The sequence below is a fragment of the Enterovirga rhinocerotis genome, assembly GCF_004363955.1.
GTDB classification, from domain to species: Bacteria; Pseudomonadota; Alphaproteobacteria; order Rhizobiales; family Beijerinckiaceae; genus Enterovirga; species Enterovirga rhinocerotis.
Genome location: NZ_SNZR01000015.1, coordinates 158,227 through 175,297 on the forward strand (window position 1 = coordinate 158,227; position 17,071 = coordinate 175,297).

Annotated in this window: 15 protein-coding genes; 9 read left to right on the plus strand and 6 right to left on the minus strand. The window is 68.1% G+C overall.

Translation table 11 applies throughout. The features are described 5' to 3' along the window. Nucleotides 1–107 precede the first annotated feature (107 nt). On the plus strand, nt 108–908 hold the full coding sequence (locus EV668_RS19690; RefSeq protein WP_133773319.1) for a hypothetical protein: 801 nt from the start codon (nt 108–110) through the stop codon (nt 906–908). Nucleotides 909–977: 69 nt separating this feature from the next. Then, a complete protein-coding gene (locus EV668_RS19695) occupies nt 978–2,360 on the plus strand; it encodes a cytochrome P450 (RefSeq protein ID WP_133773321.1) in 1,383 nt (460 codons plus the stop codon). Nucleotides 2,361–2,370: 10 nt separating this feature from the next. On the opposite strand, the gene EV668_RS19700 is transcribed toward EV668_RS19695, so the two are convergent. Continuing rightward, on the minus strand, nt 2,371–2,925 hold the full coding sequence (locus EV668_RS19700) for an SspB family protein (protein WP_133773323.1): 555 nt from the start codon (nt 2,923–2,925) through the stop codon (nt 2,371–2,373). A 174-nt stretch (nt 2,926–3,099) separates the two neighbouring features. Between EV668_RS19700 and EV668_RS19705 the strand changes: the two genes are divergently transcribed. The 6 genes from EV668_RS19705 (at nt 3,100) to EV668_RS19730 (ending at nt 8,503) form a co-directional block, all read left to right on the plus strand. After that, the gene (locus tag EV668_RS19705; protein WP_133773325.1) at nt 3,100–3,894 is read left to right on the plus strand and encodes a thymidylate synthase; all 795 of its coding nucleotides are present in this window, start codon (nt 3,100–3,102) and stop codon (nt 3,892–3,894) included. Beyond that, on the plus strand, nt 3,894–4,460 hold the full coding sequence (locus tag EV668_RS19710) for a dihydrofolate reductase (protein ID WP_133773327.1): 567 nt from the start codon (nt 3,894–3,896) through the stop codon (nt 4,458–4,460). Before EV668_RS19705 ends, EV668_RS19710 begins: the two co-directional genes overlap by 1 nt. Before the next feature lie 118 nt (nt 4,461–4,578). Further along, nucleotides 4,579–5,790, plus strand: a complete 1,212-nt coding sequence (hflK, locus tag EV668_RS19715) for an FtsH protease activity modulator HflK (RefSeq protein WP_133773330.1) — start codon at nt 4,579–4,581, stop codon at nt 5,788–5,790. Further along, complete coding sequence (gene hflC, locus EV668_RS19720) at nt 5,787–6,719, plus strand: protease modulator HflC (protein ID WP_133773332.1); 933 nt, start codon at nt 5,787–5,789, stop codon at nt 6,717–6,719. The genes hflK and hflC overlap by 4 nt, the downstream gene beginning before the upstream one ends. A gap of 5 nt (nt 6,720–6,724) precedes the next feature. Beyond that, nucleotides 6,725–6,919, plus strand: coding sequence for a DUF2065 domain-containing protein (locus tag EV668_RS19725; protein WP_133773334.1), 195 nt, complete (start codon nt 6,725–6,727; stop codon nt 6,917–6,919). A gap of 144 nt (nt 6,920–7,063) precedes the next feature. After that, the gene (locus EV668_RS19730) at nt 7,064–8,503 is read left to right on the plus strand and encodes a DegQ family serine endoprotease (protein ID WP_245513332.1); all 1,440 of its coding nucleotides are present in this window, start codon (nt 7,064–7,066) and stop codon (nt 8,501–8,503) included. A gap of 172 nt (nt 8,504–8,675) precedes the next feature. On the opposite strand, the gene EV668_RS19735 is transcribed toward EV668_RS19730, so the two are convergent. The 5 genes from EV668_RS19735 to EV668_RS19755 all read right to left on the minus strand — a co-directional run bounded on the left by EV668_RS19735 (nt 8,676) and on the right by EV668_RS19755 (nt 13,985). Continuing rightward, entirely contained in the window at nt 8,676–9,557 is an 882-nt protein-coding gene (locus EV668_RS19735) for an S-methyl-5'-thioadenosine phosphorylase (protein WP_133773338.1), read from the minus strand. Nucleotides 9,558–9,661: 104 nt separating this feature from the next. Next, on the minus strand, nt 9,662–10,534 hold the full coding sequence (locus tag EV668_RS19740; protein WP_133773340.1) for a cytochrome c1: 873 nt from the start codon (nt 10,532–10,534) through the stop codon (nt 9,662–9,664). A gap of 23 nt (nt 10,535–10,557) precedes the next feature. Further along, nucleotides 10,558–11,832 carry a cytochrome b gene (locus EV668_RS19745; protein ID WP_133773342.1) on the minus strand — a complete coding sequence of 425 codons (1,275 nt, stop codon included), beginning with the start codon at nt 11,830–11,832 and terminating at the stop codon, nt 10,558–10,560. Nucleotides 11,833–11,854: 22 nt separating this feature from the next. Further along, nucleotides 11,855–12,421, minus strand: a complete 567-nt coding sequence (gene petA / locus EV668_RS19750) for a ubiquinol-cytochrome c reductase iron-sulfur subunit (RefSeq protein WP_133773344.1) — start codon at nt 12,419–12,421, stop codon at nt 11,855–11,857. Nucleotides 12,422–12,563: 142 nt separating this feature from the next. After that, nucleotides 12,564–13,985, minus strand: a complete 1,422-nt coding sequence (locus EV668_RS19755) for an MATE family efflux transporter (protein WP_133773346.1) — start codon at nt 13,983–13,985, stop codon at nt 12,564–12,566. 336 nt (nt 13,986–14,321) lie between these two features. Here EV668_RS19755 and EV668_RS19760 point away from each other — a divergent pair, with 336 nt between their 5' ends. Then, the gene (locus EV668_RS19760; RefSeq protein ID WP_166652561.1) at nt 14,322–17,015 is read left to right on the plus strand and encodes a calcium-binding protein; all 2,694 of its coding nucleotides are present in this window, start codon (nt 14,322–14,324) and stop codon (nt 17,013–17,015) included. Nucleotides 17,016–17,071 lie beyond the last annotated feature (56 nt).

The window sequence follows — 17,071 nt, forward strand, 5'->3', positions numbered from 1 at the left end:
GTCAACCTCGATATGCGTCCAAAGTCTAGAGTTGTGATGACTGTTATCACAACCTAAGAGTGTTATTGATTGTGCCGGGGATGATGCGGAGGGGCATGATGGCCGAAGTGAGCATCGAGGAGAGAGCGGCGCTCGCCGCCGAGCGCAACAATCTCTCGAAAATCTTGGTCAGCTACAGCATCGTGGCGATCATGCTGCTGCTGGCGAGCGCATTCGTTTTCACCGTCACGGTCACGCTCTCGCTGACGGCGGCCGATACGCGCATAGACAAGGTCATCGGCATCGCCGACAAGGTCATATCGTCATTTTTCCCTCTCGTGGGGGCCTGGGTCGGGACGGTCGTCGCCTTTTACTTCGCGCGCGACAACTTCATCGTTGCGACGCAATCGGCACAGGCTCTTCTGAGGAAGGAGCCGGTCGATCCCCTGAGCCTGAAAAGCGCCGAATCCAGCATGATTCCGCTTGCCAAGGCCACGGTCAAAAGGGGCAGCGAGGCCACGCTCAAGGCAACGACTTTGAGGGCTCTCCTGACCGAGATGGCGGATAAGAACGTGTCCCGGCTTCCGCTGCTCTTCGAAGACGATCGCCCCTTCGCCGTGCTGCACGCCGATCGGATCCGCCAGTTCTTCGCGGAGAAGGGGGCCGCGATCGATCAGGCCGAGGCGACGTTGCAGACTATGCTGGCCGATCCGGAATATGCCCGCTGGCTCCCGGCCTCCTACGCCTTGGTCGGTCCCTCCACTTCGCTCAGCGATGGCTGGACCGCCATCCAGACGCAGAAGATGCGGATGGGTCGGCTCGGGTGCCGGGATGCCCTCGTGACCAAAAACGGGAAGGCCGACGAGGCGGTGGTCGGCTTTCTGACCGACGAGGTGATCAACCGCGAGCGGCTCACCGCGACCCAATAGCGCGGCGGAGCCGCGGGCCCTTCCGGGCGGCAGGGTTCTTCGCCACCTTACGGGGTGGCGGAGATCACCATGCTTGCAGAGCCGAAGGACCGCTTTCGCCCGGATCGCTTTCGCCCTCCGGCGCCGACGCCTCTCCGGCGCCCGCCGGACATCTTCGCCTTCCTGAAGGGCGCTCGCGACAATCCGCTGACGACGTGGACGCAGGCGCATTTCGAGGAGCCGGTCATCGCGAGCGAGGGCGTGCTCGGGCGCGTGACGGTGCTGAGCGATCCGCAGGCCATCCGGCACGTCCTCGTCGACAACTCCGCGAATTATCGGAAGGACGACCTCCAGCGCCGGGTGCTCGCCCCCGGCCTCGGCGAGGGGCTGCTCACGGCCGAGGGCCCCGTCTGGCGGCGACAGCGGCGGGCCTTGGCGCCGCTCTTCACGCCGAAGACGGTGGCGAGCTTCCGGGCGCCGATGGTCGAGGCCGCCGACCGCCTCGTGCGGCGTCTGACGCGGCGCGACGGGCGCCCGGTCGACGCGGTGCTCGAGATGACGCGCGTGACGCTCGACGTGCTGGAACGGACGATCTTCACCCATGGGCTCGCCCGCGATCCGGACGCCCTGTCGCGTGCCATCACACGCTATTTCGAGGCGATCGGGCCGATCGACCCGCTCGATGTCTTCGGCCTCCCGGGCTGGGTGCCCCGGATCGGCCGGATCCGGGCGCGGCCGGCCCTCCGCTTCTTCGAGGAGGTCGTCGGCGAACTGACCGATGCCCGCAAGCGCCTGCTCGCGGCCGGGGAGGCGGCGCCGCGCGACCTCCTCACGCTCCTCCTGGAGGCAGAGGATCCCGAGACCGGCGAGCGGCTCTCGGATCTCGAGGTCTCCGCGAATGTCGTGACGTTCATCGGGGCGGGGCACGAGACGACCGCGAATGCGTTGTCCTGGGCGCTCTATCTGCTGTCGCAGGCGCCGCTCGTCCGGGATCGGCTGGAGGCCGAAATCGACGCGGCCGGGCCGACCTGCGCGCCGGACGATCTGCCCTTCACGCGGGCGGTGCTGGAGGAGGCGATGCGGCTCTATCCGCCCGTGCCCTTCATGAGCCGTTCCGCCATCGCCGAGGATCGAGTCCTGGGCTATCGCATCCCGAAGGGCTCGCTGGTGATGATCGCGCCCTGGGTGCTGCATCGGCACCGCACGCTCTGGGACGAGCCCGACGCCTTCGATCCCGAGCGCTTCATGCCGGAGCGGCGGACCCGGATCGACCGATTCGCCTATCTGCCCTTCGGTGCGGGACCCCGCGTCTGCATCGGCGCGGCCTTCTCGCTTCAGGAGCAGGTGATCGTGCTCGCCCGGATCGCGGCCGCGGCGCGGCTCGATCTCGAACCCGGCACGCGCGTCATGCCCGTGCACCGGGTGACGCTGCGTCCGTCCGATGGGCTGCCGATGCGCGTGCGGCTGCGCTGATCCCGAAGGGTCAGCTCTTCTTCCGGAACGCGTCGAGGCTCACGACTTCGGCGCCGCTCTCTTCGGCGGCAGGCGCCGCTTCGTCCGCATCGGCGGCGGCTTCGTCCTTGCCCTCGGACTTGGAGGTCTTGCGGGAGCCGAGCTTCGGCACCGGACCGGGGAGAGTCGGGATCGGCGACGGCTCGTCCGCATCGCCGTCCTGCGCGACGTCCTGGGTCTCGAATTTCAGGCCGAACTGGACGGACGGATCGAAGAAGCCGGTGAGGGCGTCGAAGGGGATGCGCAGCCGCTCGGGGATGCCGGAGAAGGACAGCCCGACCTCGAAGGCCTGGTCGGTGACGTTCAGCCCCGTGAACTGGTGCTGCAGGACGATCGTCATGTCCTGCGGATAGCGCTCGCGCAGGCGCTGGGAGAGGCGGACGCCGGATTTGTCCGTCCGGAACGAGATGTAGAAATGATGGTCGCCCGGAAGCCCGTCCCGCACGGTATCGGTCAGGACGCGCCGCACGACGCCCTTGAGGGCGTCCTGGACGAGGAGATCGTATCGGATATGGGCCGTCGACATGAGGTTCCGGGAACGCGGTGAGACGAAGGCCGAGAGCGACAGGCCCGTCCGGCCCAGTTATAGGGAGAGCCGGGCGGCGAGGGAAGCGGGGACAAACCCCCGTCCCCCGCTTCGGTCGCGAGCGCTGCTCGTGTAGAGAACGGCCTACGCTCGGCAGACGAGCCGGAGAGCGGCATGCGCGCCTACCATGACCTCCTGCGTCGGATTCTCGAGGAGGGGACGCCCAAATCGGATCGGACCGGCACGGGGACGATCTCGGTCTTCGGCCACCAGATGCGGTTCGATCTCTCCCGCGGCTTTCCGCTGGTCACGACGAAGCGAGTGCATCTGAAATCGGTCGTGCACGAACTCCTCTGGTTCCTGAAGGGCGACACCAACATCGCCTATCTGAAGGACCATGGCGTCACGATCTGGGACGAATGGGCCGACGAGCGCGGCGATCTCGGCCCGGTCTACGGCCGGCAATGGCGCTCCTGGGAAGGGCGTGACGGACGGGTGATCGACCAGATCGCGTGGGTGCAGGACGAGATCCGGCGCAATCCCGATTCGCGCCGCCTCATCGTCTCGGCCTGGAACCCGGCCGATCTCGACCGGATGGCGCTCGCGCCCTGCCATTGCCTGTTCCAGTTCTACGTCGCGGATGGCCGGCTCTCCTGCCAGCTCTATCAGCGCTCCGCCGATGCCTTCCTCGGCGTGCCTTTCAACATCGCGTCCTACGCTCTTCTGACCGTCATGATGGCCCAGGCGACGGGCCTCGAGCCGGGCGACTTCGTGCACAGCTTCGGCGACCTCCACCTCTATTCGAACCATCTGGACCAGGCCCGCCTCCAGCTGACCCGCGAGCCGAGGCCTCTGCCGGCGCTGGTCCTCAATCCGGACGTCCGCTCGGTGTTCGATTTCCGCTACGAGGACATCCTGGTGGAGGGCTACGACCCGGCGCCGGGGATCAAGGCACCGGTGGCGGTGTGATGCCGGGAGGCGCGGCTGGTCTTCCGCTCGTCGCGGTCGTCGCGGTCGCCGAGAACGGCGTCATCGGGCGCGAGAACGATCTGCCCTGGCGATTGCGGACCGATCTGCGCCGGTTCCGGGCGATCACGATGGGCAAGCCCCTGATCATCGGGCGCCGCAACTGGGATTCGATCGGCCGGCCGCTGCCGGGTCGCGACATCATCGTGATGACCAAGCGGCGCGACTTCGCGGCGGAGGGCGTCGATGTCGTGCATGGCTGGGGCGAGGCGCGCCGGCGCGCGGCCGAGATTGCCGCCCGCACTGGCGCCGCGGAGGCGATCGTCGGCGGCGGGGCGGAGATCTATCGTCTGGCCATGCCCGAGATCGACGCCCTGCGGCTCACCCGTGTTCATGCCCGGCCGGAGGGAGACGTGCATTTTCCCGCCTATGATGAACGCGGCTTCCGGGAGGTGTTCCGGGAGGAGCATCCGGCAGGGCCGCAGGACGACCACGCCTTCACGTTCATCGATCTCGTCCGGCCGGTGCGAGAGGGCGAAACGGGGCATCGCGACAGCTTGGCCGGTTGACGCGGCGCCTGTCCCCGCCCATGTCCCGAGCTTGACACCATTCCGGCGGACGACAACAAGCGCCCTTGCCTGCTCCCGCGGGCGACCACGAGGCCGCTGAGGGAAACTGGCGAGGACGATGCCCTGGAGTAATCAGAGCGGTGGCGGCAACGGCGGCGGCGGTCCTTGGGGACAGCGCGGCGGCGGGTCGTCTGGCGGCGGCGGCGGTGGCGGCGGCCCCTGGGGCGGTGGCTCCGGCGGCGGTAGCGGCGGCGGCGGTGGTGGTGGCGGCAACAGGCCGCCCGATCTCGAGGATATGCTCCGGCGCGGCCAGGACCGGCTGCGCGACATCTTCCCCGGCGGCTCGGGAGGCGGTGGCCAGCTGAGCGGCCGCGCGATCGCGCTGCTGCTGCTCGGCGGCATCTTCGTCTGGCTGATGACGGGATGGTACACCGTCCGGCCGAACGAGGTCGGCTTGAACCTCATCTTCGGCAAGTACTCCTCGAGCGCGGCCAACGGCCTGCGCTGGAACTGGCCCTATCCGATCGGGCAGGTCGAGAAGCCGCTCGTGACGCAGAACCGCACGATCGAGATCGGCGTCCGCAACGTCGATACGCGCCGGCCTCAGCGTCCGGTCGATTCCGAGAGCCTGATGCTCACGGGCGACGAGAACATCGTCGACATCGACTTCACGCTGCAATGGCAGGTCGACCCCAACAAGGTCACCGATTTCGTCTTCAACCTCCAGAACCCCGAGGACACCGTTCGCGTCGTCGCCGAGAGCGCGATGCGCGAGGTGATCGGCCGCCGCAACATCCAGACGATCCTCACCGTCGACCGCTCCGCGATCGAGGCCGAGGTGCACAAGCTGACCCAGGACACGCTGAACCATTACGGTGCCGGCATCGAGGTTCTGCGCGTCAACCTGCAGCGCGTCGACCCGCCCCAGCAGGTCATCGATGCGTTCCGTGACGTCCAGGCGGCCCGTGCCGACCAGGATCGCGTCCGCAACGAAGCCGAGACCTATGCGAGCCGGGTCGTCCCCGAAGCGCGCGGTGAGGCGGCGAAGATCATCCAGGGCGCCGAGGCCTATCGCGAGCGTTCGATCGCCGAGGCGAAGGGTGCCGCGTCCCGCTTCGACCAGGTCTATGCCGAATATGCCAAGGCGCCGGCCGTGATCCGCGAGCGCATGTTCATCGACACGATGGAGAAGGTCCTGACCGGCAGCGAAAAGCTGATCCTCGACCAGCAGCCGGGACAGAGCGGGGTCGTGCCCTATCTGCCCTTGAGCGAGCTGGGTCGCCGGACACCGCCCGCACCGCCCGCGACCGCTCAGGGAGCCGGCCGATGACCGCTCTTCGTACCGCTCTTCTGGTCCTGCTCGCCGCGGTCTTCCTCCTGCTGTTCTCGGCGACCTTCATCGTCGACCAGCGTCAGCAGGCGCTCGTCCTCCGCTTCGGCGCCATCCGGACCGTCGCGACCCAGCCGGGGCTCTATTTCAAGCTGCCCCTGTTCGAGAACGTCGTCTATCTCGACCGGCGTATTCTCGACCTCAACCTGCCGGCGCAGGAGGTGATCGCGTCGGACCAGAAGCGGCTCGTCGTGGATTCCTTCGCACGCTACCGCATCCTCGACCCGCTTCGCTTCTATCAGACCGTCAACACCATCGCGGGCGCCAACAACCGGCTCGGCGCGATCGTCTCCTCGACGGTTCGTGGCGTCCTGGGCGACGCGACGTTCACCGACGTGGTCAGGACCGATCGTGAAGCGCTGATGCGGACCATCCGCGACCGCGTGAACCAGGCCGCGCGTGGCCTCGGCGTCGAGATCGTCGACGTCCGCCTGCGCCGCGTGGATCTGCCCGAGCAGAACAGCCAGGCGATCTTCCAGCGCATGCAGACCGAGCGTCAGCGCGAGGCGACCGATCTTCGCGCCCAGGGCACGCAGATCGGGCAGTCGATCCGGGCGAGGGCCGATCGCGACGTCACGGTGATCGTGGCCGAGGCGAACCAGAAGTCCGACGAGCTGCGCGGTACCGGCGAGGCCGAGAAGAACCGCATCCTGGCCGAGGCCTTCGGCCGCGACCCGGACTTCTTCTCCTTCTATCGCTGGATGCAGACCTACGAGAGCGCCCTGAAGTCCGGCGATACCCGGATGATCCTGTCGCCGACCTCGGAAGTCCTGCGTTACTTCAAGGGCCCGACCGCGCAGAGCGTCGCTCCGGCGGCGCGAGCCCCCGCTGCCGCTGCTGCTCCGACAGAACCCTCGTCCCGGCCCTGAGCCGGATGAGGGACCTTGTCGCAGCCCTCGGCCTCGCCCTTGCCATCGAAGGTCTTCTGTTTGCATCTTTCCCCGATGCGATGAAGCGAGCCCTCCTGGAGGCCGCCGAGTCGCCACGGGAATCGATGAGAACCGTCGGGCTCGTCAGCGCACTCGTCGGCGTCGGGATCATCTGGGCCGTCCGCCGGCTGTGGGCCTGATACGCCTCCGGGGCGAAGCATAAGAGCAGTGTTTGCGTCGTCCGGCGGCGGTCCGGGCGCGATCGACGGGGACGAGCGATGGATATCGACATGGGTGAGAGGCAGGGCCTCGCGGCCGCCACGCGGCGCCGCGGGGTCATCGGCATGCTGGCCGCCGCGGTTCTGGCCGCCGGGACGGTCTGGTCCGGTGTCGCCTCGGCGAAGGGGCCGGAATCCCTTGCCGATCTCGCCGCCTCCGTGACCCCGGCGGTGGTCAACATCTCGGCCTCGACGCGCTCGGACGAGGCGGCCCGGCCGCGCACCGGCCCGCAGCCCGGAACGCCGTTCGAGGATCTGTTCGAGGAATTCTTCCGCCGACGCGGTCAGGCTCCCGGCCGTGGCGAGGCGCCCCGGCCGCGCCGTTCGAACTCGCTGGGTTCGGGTTTCGTGATCGACGCCTCGGGCATCGTCGTCACCAACAACCACGTCATCGGCGAGGCCAACGACATCCAGGTCATCTTCTCGGACGGCACCAAGCTCAAGGCCGAGATCGTCGGACGCGACGCCAAGACCGACATCGCGGTCCTGCGCGTGAAGCCTGAAAAGCCGCTGAAGGCCGTGCCCTTCGGCGATTCGGAGACCATGCGGCCCGGCGACTGGGTGATGGCGATCGGCAACCCGTTCGGCCTCGGCGGCTCGGTCTCGGCCGGCATCGTTTCGGCGCGCGGCCGGAACATCGAGTCCGGACCCTACGACAACTACATCCAGACCGACGCCGCCATCAACAAGGGCAATTCCGGCGGGCCGCTCTTCAACATGAACGGCGAGGTGATCGGCATCAACACCGCCATCCTCTCGCCGACAGGGGGCTCCGTCGGCATCGGCTTCGCCGTCCCGTCCGCCAATGCGAAGCCGGTCATCGAGCAGCTCCGGGAATTCGGCGAGACCCGGCGCGGCTGGCTCGGCGTCCGCATCCAGAATGTCGACGACGCGACGGCCGAGGCGCTCGGCCTCGGCACCGCGCGCGGCGCCCTGATCGCGGGGATCGACGAGAAGGGGCCGGCCAAGCCCGCGGGCCTCGAACTCGGCGACGTCATCGTCAAGTTCGACGGCCAGGAGGTGAAGCAGTCCCGCGACCTGCCGCGCATCGTGGCGACGACGCCCGTCGGCAAGACCGTGGACGTCGTGATCGTCCGCAAGAAGGAGGAACTGACGAAGTCGGTCACGCTCGGACGGCTCGAGGACGGCGAGAAGGCGGCTGCGGCCTCGCCCTCCGGACCGCGCACGGGCGATGCCCCAGCGGCCTCCCAGCGTGCGCTCGGGCTCGAGCTCTCGGCCGTCTCCGAGGACCTGCGGCGCCGCTACGGGATCAAGGACGGCCAGAAGGGCGTCGTGATCACCCGCGTCGATCCGAACTCGTCCGCGGCCGACAAGCGCATCCAGCCCGGCGAGCTGATCGTCGAGGTGGGCCAGGAGGCCGTGTCCTCGCCGGCGGATGTGGCCAAGCGCGTCGAGACCCTGAAGAAGGAAGGGCGCAAATCCGCGCTTCTCCTCGTCGCCAACGCGCAGGGCGAGGTCCGCTTCGTCGCTGTCACGATCGAGTAGGTCGACGAGACCTGCGTGACCTCTCCCCTCGCGGGAGAGGTCGGGCGCTGCCGGTTCAAGGATCGGGCAGGGCGAAACCTGGCAGCGTCACGTCCCCGTGGGGGCGGCCCCTCGCGTTGAGGCGTGAGCCGGTATGGAGGGCGGCCTGCCTGCCGGCAGCGCCTTCTCGACGTTACGCTCGGTGCCGAGAGAGCACTCGCCCCGCCACCGCATCGAGCTTGGCGAGAATCGCGGGGTCGCGGGCGTCCGGCGAGGTCATGATCGCGTGCTCGAGCGCCCGGTCCGATTTCACGGGGCAGGGCTCGTGCTCGGCCGGGAAATCCCGTGCGAGCCGCGCCACAAGGCGGGCGGCCTTGCCGGCATTGGCCTTCACCACGGCGATCACGTCCGAGACCTCGACCGCTTCGTGGTCCGGATGCCAGCAATCGTAATCCGTCACCATCGCGATCGTCGCGTAGGTGATCTCGGCCTCGCGGGCGAGTTTGGCCTCCGGCATGTTGGTCATGCCGATGACGTCGTAGCCGGCGGCCCGATAGGAGAGCGACTCGGCCCGCGAGGAGAATTGCGGCCCCTCCATGCAGACATAGGTGCCGCCGCGATGGACCTCGATCCCCTCGGCGTGGGCGGCGGCCGCGATGCGCTCCTGAAGCCGCGGGCCCACCGGATGGGCCATCGAGACATGGGCGACGCAGCCGGCGCCGAAGAAGGAGCTCTCGCGCCGCGTCGTGCGGTCGACGAACTGGTCGACGAGGACGAAGCGACCGGGCGGGAGCGATTCCCGATAGGAGCCACAGGCGGAGATCGAGACGAGGTCGGTGACGCCGGCGCGTTTGAGCGCATCGATATTGGCCCGGTAGTCGATATCGCCCGGCGCCAGGCGGTGGCCACGGCCGTGGCGGGGCAGGAAGACGACCTCGGTCGGGCCGATCCGGCCGAATCGGAGTGCATCCGACGGCTCTCCCCAGGGAGATGTGATCCGCTCCTCGCGCAGGTCCTCGAGCCCGGGAAGGTCGTAGACGCCCGATCCGCCGATGATGCCCAGAACCGCCTTCATATCCGACCGTCTCCACCGTTTGCGCCGGTCGATTCTGGCGCGCAGGCCGCAAAAGAAAAGGCCCGGCGCAAGGCCGGGCCGATTTCGTTGCGTCGTTCGGGCCCTCAGGCCTTCGTCGCGGCGTGCTCGTCGTCGTGCAGCCCCGACCAGATCTTCTTCTTGGTGTAATACATCCCGTAGGCGAAGACCGCGAGGAAGATCATGACCATGAAGCCGGTCCGCTTGCGCTGCTCCAGGGTGGGCTCGGCGGTCCACATCAGGAACGCGGCGAGGTCCTTCGCGTACTGATCGATCGTCTCCGGGACCGGCGACTTGCCGTCCGGACCCTTGGGATACTCGACCTGGCCATCGGCGATCGGCTTCGGCATCGCGATGATGTGGCCGGGGAAGTACTTGTTGTAGTGCCCGCCCTGGGGAACGGTGAAGCCGGCCGGCGCCGGCTCGTAGCCGACCATCAGCGCATGCAGATAGTCCGGCCCGTGCTCCTGGTAGACGAAGCCCGGAAGCGTATCGATGATCCACCAGGGGAAGCCGCGCTCGTAGCTGCGGGCCTTCGCCATCAGCTGCAGGGGCGGCGGAGCCTTCCCGCCATTGGCGGCCGCCGCGGCCTGCGCATTGGGGAAGGTCCACGGGAACTTGTCGGCCGGCCGACCGGGACGCTCGAACATGTCGCCCGCGTCGTTCGGCCCGTCCTGGATCTTGTACTCCGCGGCCAGCGCGGCGACCTGGGCGGTGGAGAACTGGGGTCCGCCCGGCTGCGAGAGCGTCCGGAAGGGGATGTCGAGCTGGTGGCACGACTGGCAGACCTCTCGGTACACCTTGAAGCCGCGCTGAAGCTGGGCGCGATCGAAGGTGCCGAAGATCCCCGAGAACGACCAATTCTGGCGCGGGGGAGGCGGCGCGCCTTCAGCTCCGAGCGCGGGCACGGCGGCGACGAGCACGAGGGCGGCGGCGGCGAGGCAGGACTTGATGGTCATGGGTCTATCGTCGTCCGGTCCTGTCAGCCCTTGGTGGACGGCGCGGCCGCCGCTCCAGCCGGGATTCCCGAGCCGCCCTTGGCCTTGGTGACGGATTCGAGGATCGATGTCGGCAGAGGCTTCGGCGTCTCGAAGAGACCGAGCAGCGGCAGCACCACGAGGAAGTAGGCGAAATACAAGGCCGTGCAGATCTGCGAGGCGATCACGTAGCCGCCTTCCGCCGGCTTCGCACCGAGCCAGCCGAGCAGCAGGCACACGATGACGAAGATCCAGAAGAACTGCCGGTAGAGCGGGCGGTAGGCCGCCGAGCGGACCCGGGAGGTGTCGAGCCAGGGCAGGAATGCCAGCACCACGATCGCGCCGCCCATGGCCAGCACGCCGCCGAGCTTGTCGGGAATGGCGCGCAGGATCGCGTAGAAGGGCAGGAAGTACCATTCCGGCACGATATGCGCGGGCGTCACGGCCGGATCGGCGGGGATGTAGTTGTCCGAGTGGCCGAGATAGTTCGGCAGGTAGAACACGAACCAGGCGAAGAACATCATGAACAGGACCGTGGCGAAGAGGTCCTTGATGGTCGCGTAGGGCGTGAACGGAACGGCGTCCTTGGCCGTCTTGATCGGGATGCCGGCAGGGTTGTTCTGGCCGACGACGTGCAGCGCCCAGACGTGGAGGCCGACGACGCCGGCGATCATGAAGGGCAGCAGGTAATGCAGCGCGAAGAACCGGTTCAGGGTCGGGTTGCCGACCGAGTAGCCGCCCCAGAGCAGCGACACGATGGTGTCGCCGACGACCGGGATCGCCGAGAACAGGTTGGTGATGACGGTCGCGCCCCAGAAGGACATCTGACCCCAGGGCAGGACGTAGCCCATGAACGCGGTGGCCATCATCAGCACGAAGATGACGACGCCGAGGATCCACAGGATCTCACGCGGGGCCTTGTAGGAGCCGTAATACATCCCCCGGAAGATGTGGATGTAGACCGCGATGAAGAACATCGAGGCGCCGTTGGCGTGCAGGTAGCGCAGGAGCCAGCCGTAATTCACGTCGCGCATGATCGACTCGACGGATTCGAAGGCGAGCTTCGAATCGGAGACGTAGTGCATGGCGAGGAAGACGCCGGTGACGATCTGCGCGATCAGCATGAAGCTGAGGATGGCGCCGAAGGTCCAGAAATAGTTCAGGTTCCGCGGAACGGGATAGGCGATGAAGGACGAGTGCACCATGCCGGCGATCGGCAGGCGGCTCTCGAACCATTTCGCCAGGGCGCTTTTGGGGACGTAGGTGGATTCGTGGCTCATGACGTCTGACCTGTAACCGTCCTCAACCGTGGGCCGCGGCGGCCCCGCCCTTCGATTCCTCGCCGATGCGGATCTTGGTGTCCGACACGAAGGAGTAGGGCGGGATCGGCAGGTTCGTCGGCGCCGGCCCCTGGCGGATGCGCCCGGAGGTGTCGAAGACCGAACCGTGGCAGGGGCAGAACCAGCCCTTGTATTCGCCCTCGTGGCCGAGCGGCACGCAACCGAGATGGGTGCAGTTGCCGTAGACGATGAGGAAGGCGGCGTGTCCGGGCTTCACCCGGGCCGAATCTGCCTGCGGGTCGCGGAGCGTCGCAACGTTCACGTCCTCGGCCGACTTGATCTCATCCGCGGTCCTGTGACGGACGAAGATGAGCTTGCCGCGCCAGAACACCTTCACGATCTGGCCGGCCTGGATCGGCGCGAGATCGACGTCGACCGGCGCGCCGGCGGCGATGACCGCTGCGTCAGGCGCAAGGGACGCCACGAAGGGCCAAACCAGCGCGCCCGCGCCGACGGCGCCCGCGGCGCCGGTCGCGATGAGGAGGAAATCACGCCGAGTGGCCGGGGCTGCGGTGGCGGTCGTAGCCAAGACGAGGCTCCAGAGGGATTGTACGGAGTGGTCCGCGAGAACCGCGAACCGTCAGGATGGCCGGTCTTTGGCATGGTTCCAGACGGCTGTCCACGCCGCAGATGTGTCTGAGACGGCCTCGGTGAAGGGGGAGGCGCCCGTCTCAACCGGGCCGTGCGGAAAGGAGGGAGTCGCGTCGCCGCCACCGCCACAGCATGAGGACCGCGACCACCCCGAGCCCGGTCGCGAGGCCGATCCAGATGCCGATGGGCCCGAACCCTCCCGGAAAGGCGAGGATGACGCCGAGCGTGGCGCCGATCCCCCAATATCCGAGGCCGGCCAGCAGCATCGGGACGCGGGTGTCCTGGATGCCGCGCAGGAGCCCCGCGGCGACGGCCTGCAGGCCGTCGGCCAGCTGGAAGATCGCCGCGACGAAGAGGAGGGCGACCCCGAGGCGGATCACCTCTTGGTTGGCCGGCACGTCGCGGTCCACGAAGGCTTCGATCAGAAGGCGAGGGGCGAGGGACAGGACCGCGATGCTGACCGCCATGAACGCGACCGCGAGCACGAGCGCGGCGCGGCCCGCCTGGGTCATCCCCTCGCGGTCGCCCGCGCCATAGGCGATTCCGACCCGGACCGTGGCGGCCTGGGCGATCCCCAGGGGCACCATGAACAGGGCGGCGGCGATCTGCAGGGCGATCGCGTGGGCGGCGAGCGGGATCGCTCCGAAGCGCCCGATCGCGAGGCCGGCCGCGTTGAAGACGCCGACCTCGAAGGCGAGCGTCGCGGCGATCGGGATGCCGAGGATCCACAGTCGGCGGAAGCGCGGCGCGTCCGGGCGCCACCAGCGCCCGAACAGGTGCCAGCGCCGGAAACGCCGATGCGTCACGAGGATGAGGGTGACGGCGACGAACATCGCGAAGCTGGTGAGGGAGGTCGCCACGCCCGCCCCGACGAGCCCGAGCGGCGGCACGCCCCAGCCTCCGCCGATCAGCCAGATCGCGAGGCCGACATTCATGGGGATCGCGGCGAGGCTGATCGCAAGGCCCCAGCCTGGACGCTCGAGCGCTGCGAGAAAACAGCGCAGGACCGCGAAGGCGAGGAAGGGCAGCAGCCCCCATTGCAGGCTGCGCAGGTAGCGGCCCGCCTCCGCAGCAAGGCTGGCCTGCTGGCCGAGCGCGAGGAGGAGCGTCTCGCCCTGCCACAGGATGGCCCAGACGGGCAGCGTGATCGCCAGACAGCTCCAGAGGCCCTGCCGCACCGTCCGACGCACGTCCCGCACGGCGTGGCGGCGTGCGCCGATCGCCTCCGCCATGAGGGGAGCGGTGGCCGAGACGAGCCCGATCCCGAGGAAGGCGAGCGCGAAATACAGATTCGTGCCGAGCGCTCCCGCGGCCAGGGCCTCGGGTCCGAGACGGCCGAGCAGCACGACATCGGCGGTTCCGAGACCGATCTGCGCGAGATTGGTGGCGACGAGCGGAAGCGCGAGCGTGAAGGTCGCCGCGAATTCGCGCCGGAACGCCCGGCCGAACGGCGGATGGCGCGCGCCGTCTCCGGCGACGGTGGAAGGAGCCCCCTGGTTCATCGCGGCCTCTTACCCGCCCGTGTCGGCGGAGGGCAGCCGGTTGCGCGCGACATCGTGTCGTGAGCCCGGTGGCCGGCGGGTGCACCGGGCTGATCCCCGCGACCTTTCGGGGTGCGCGGGGAGCTTCGAAGGCCTCGCGACCCGAGGCACGGCAGTGGGAGTCGCAGACGAGAAGAGTTCCTTGAAATGTTTCTGCTTTGAAACATTTCAAGGAACTCTGGAGATAGCGAATGTGGTCTTGCTGTCATCAGTAGTGATGATTGACAGACTTAGATTTAAGCGGGACAACGTTCCGCGCGATGCGAGAGGGAACGCTCCACACAACGGAGGCGGATGATGGTGACGACCCCAGCGATCTGGAAGGCTCCGTTCCAGGTCAACACGTCGGATGGAAACAGCGACCAGTCAGACGGCCAGATGGTCGCCCTGCCCGATGGCGGTTTCCTCGTGGTCTGGACCGACGAGAGCGGTGTCCACGACCCGAGCGGCTCGGCCATCGTCGGCCAGCGCTACGACTTCCGGGGAGAGAAGGTCGGCGGCGAGGTCGTCCTCGGCTCCGGCCCTGCCTCGCAGGACAGCCCCTCGGTCGCGGTCCTTGCCGATGGCGGGATCGCGGTCGCCTACCGGGACACTTCCGGAGACGACGTCCTCGTCCGGCGTTTCGATGCGAACCTTGCTTTCGTTGCCGCCGATTCCATCAAGGTCGATGGGGATGTCGCGTCCGATCCGCGGATCATCGCCGACCCGTCCGGCGGCTACGTGATCGGCTATACGCTCGAATTCGAACCCGAGGACCCGGGCGGAGTGGAGCCGACGGGACCGTCCTATGTCGGCATGATGAGGTTTGTGAGCGCGTCCGGTGTGCCCGGACCGGAGATCGAGGTCGCGCGCGTCCGATACGAGGATTTGGCCTTCAACGGCGATGAGCGCGTCTGGCTCGATCCTCTGGATATCGGTTTCCTCTCCAACGGTCATGTCGTCGTGCTGGACCATGCCATCGGCTCGGGCGGAGACGGCCAATACAGCGTCGTCAATGTCACGACCTATGATCAGGCCGGTGTGGAACTCACCACCCTCAGCGTGCCCGGGGGCTACCTGAACTTCGACCACGATCTCGCCGCGCTGGAAGATGGCTTCGCCGTGACCTGGCGTGCAGCCGGTGGCGGGATCAAGCTCAATCTTTACAGCGATGCCGGCAGCCTCCTTCGGCAGGTGCAGGTCTCCTCCGGCGACCCGTTGCGCCAGATGGAACCCCAGATCGTGGCGGCGCCGGAAGGCGGGTTCCTCGTCACCTGGTACGACCGTCCGGAGCGGACGTATAAGGGCAGGCTGTTCGACGCGGACGGCGATCCGATCGTCGACGAGTTCGTCTTCGGCAGCGGCCGGCCGGTGTTCCTCGCGGACGGCCGCATCGGCCTCGTCGACACGAGGCTCGACGGTGGCGATTCCGACATCGTCGGTGCGATCTGGGATCCTCGGACAGGCACGGTCACGGGAACGGAGGGGGCCGACAACCTCACGGCGGTCGCCTCGGGTGTGACCGTTCGCGGCCGCGGCGGCGACGACCATCTCGTGGGCTCGCTCGCGGCGGACGTCCTCGACGGCGGCGCCGGCAACGACCGCTTGGAGGGCAGGGCAGGCGATGACGTCTATCGGGTCGACAGCGCGGGCGACCTCGTCGTCGAGGCCGTGGGCGAGGGGAACGACCGGCTCTACACCACGGTCAGCTACGTCCTCCGAGCAGGTGCCGAGGTCGAGCAGATCCTCGCGGCCGATCGCGCCGCGACGACCGCCATCAACCTCACCGGCAACGAGTTCAGCCAGTCGATCCTCGGCAATGCCGGGGCCAACATCCTCAGGGGCGGGGGCGGGGAGGACACTCTGCGCGGCTTCGACGGCAACGACACCTATTACGTCGACAGCGCCGGGGACGTCGTGCTCGAAGCCGTCGGGGGCGGGACGGACCGGGTCCTCACCACAACCGGCTACACGCTCCGGGCGGGCAGCGAGATCGAACGGCTCGAGATCCTCGGCCGCGCGGGGACGGAGCAGATCTTCCTGACCGGCAACGCCTTCGATCAGACGATCCTCGGCAATGACGGGGTCAATGCCATCCGCGGCGGAGGCGGCACCGATGTCATGTACGGCTTCGGCGGCGACGACGTCTATTATGTCGACGGCGCATCGGACGTCGTGATCGAGGCCGTGGGCGGCGGCAACGACCGCGTCTTCACCACGGCGAGCTACACCCTGCGCGCCGGCAGCGAGATCGAGCAGCTGCGCGTGCAGGACCTCGCGAGCACGACCGCGATCAACCTCACCGGCAACGCCTTCGCCCAGACGTTGCTCGGCAATGCCGGCAACAACCGCCTCGACGGGAAGGGCGGCGCGGACACGATGCGCGGATTCGCGGGCGACGACACCTACATCGTCGACGATGCCGGCGACGTGATCATCGAGGCGGCCGGCCAGGGCAACGACACGGTCATCACCAGCGTCAGCTACGCGCTCGCCGCCGGCGTCTCGATCGAGACGCTGCGCACCTCCGACGGGGCCGGGACCGCGGCCATCGACCTCGCCGGCAATGCCTTCGCCAATCGCATCATCGGCAATGCCGGCAGCAACGTGATCCAAGGCGGGGCGGGCGCGGACGCGATGTATGCGGGCCTCGATACGGCGCGCGACACCTTCGTCTACGCCTCGCGCACCGACAGCGGCGGCGGAACCAATGTGGCCGACTGGGACCAGATCATGCAGTTCCGGGCGTCCGCCTTCGCGGGAGACACCACGTCCGACCTGATCGATCTCAGCCTGATCGATGCCGACACGACCAAGCCCGGCGACCAGGCCTTCCGGTTCGTCACCGACTTCACCGTGGCCGACCCGTCCGAGGTGAAGGGGCAGGTGCGCACGGTCAAATCCGGCAGCAACGTCAACGTGCAGGTCGATTTCGACGGCGACGCCCAGGTCGACATGGTGATCCGGGTGGTCAACGTCGCCAGCCTGAGCCAGGCGGATTTCGTGCTGTGAGGCTGGCACGGGAAACTCTCCCGTCCTCATCCTGAGGCGCTCGGCGAAGCCGAGCC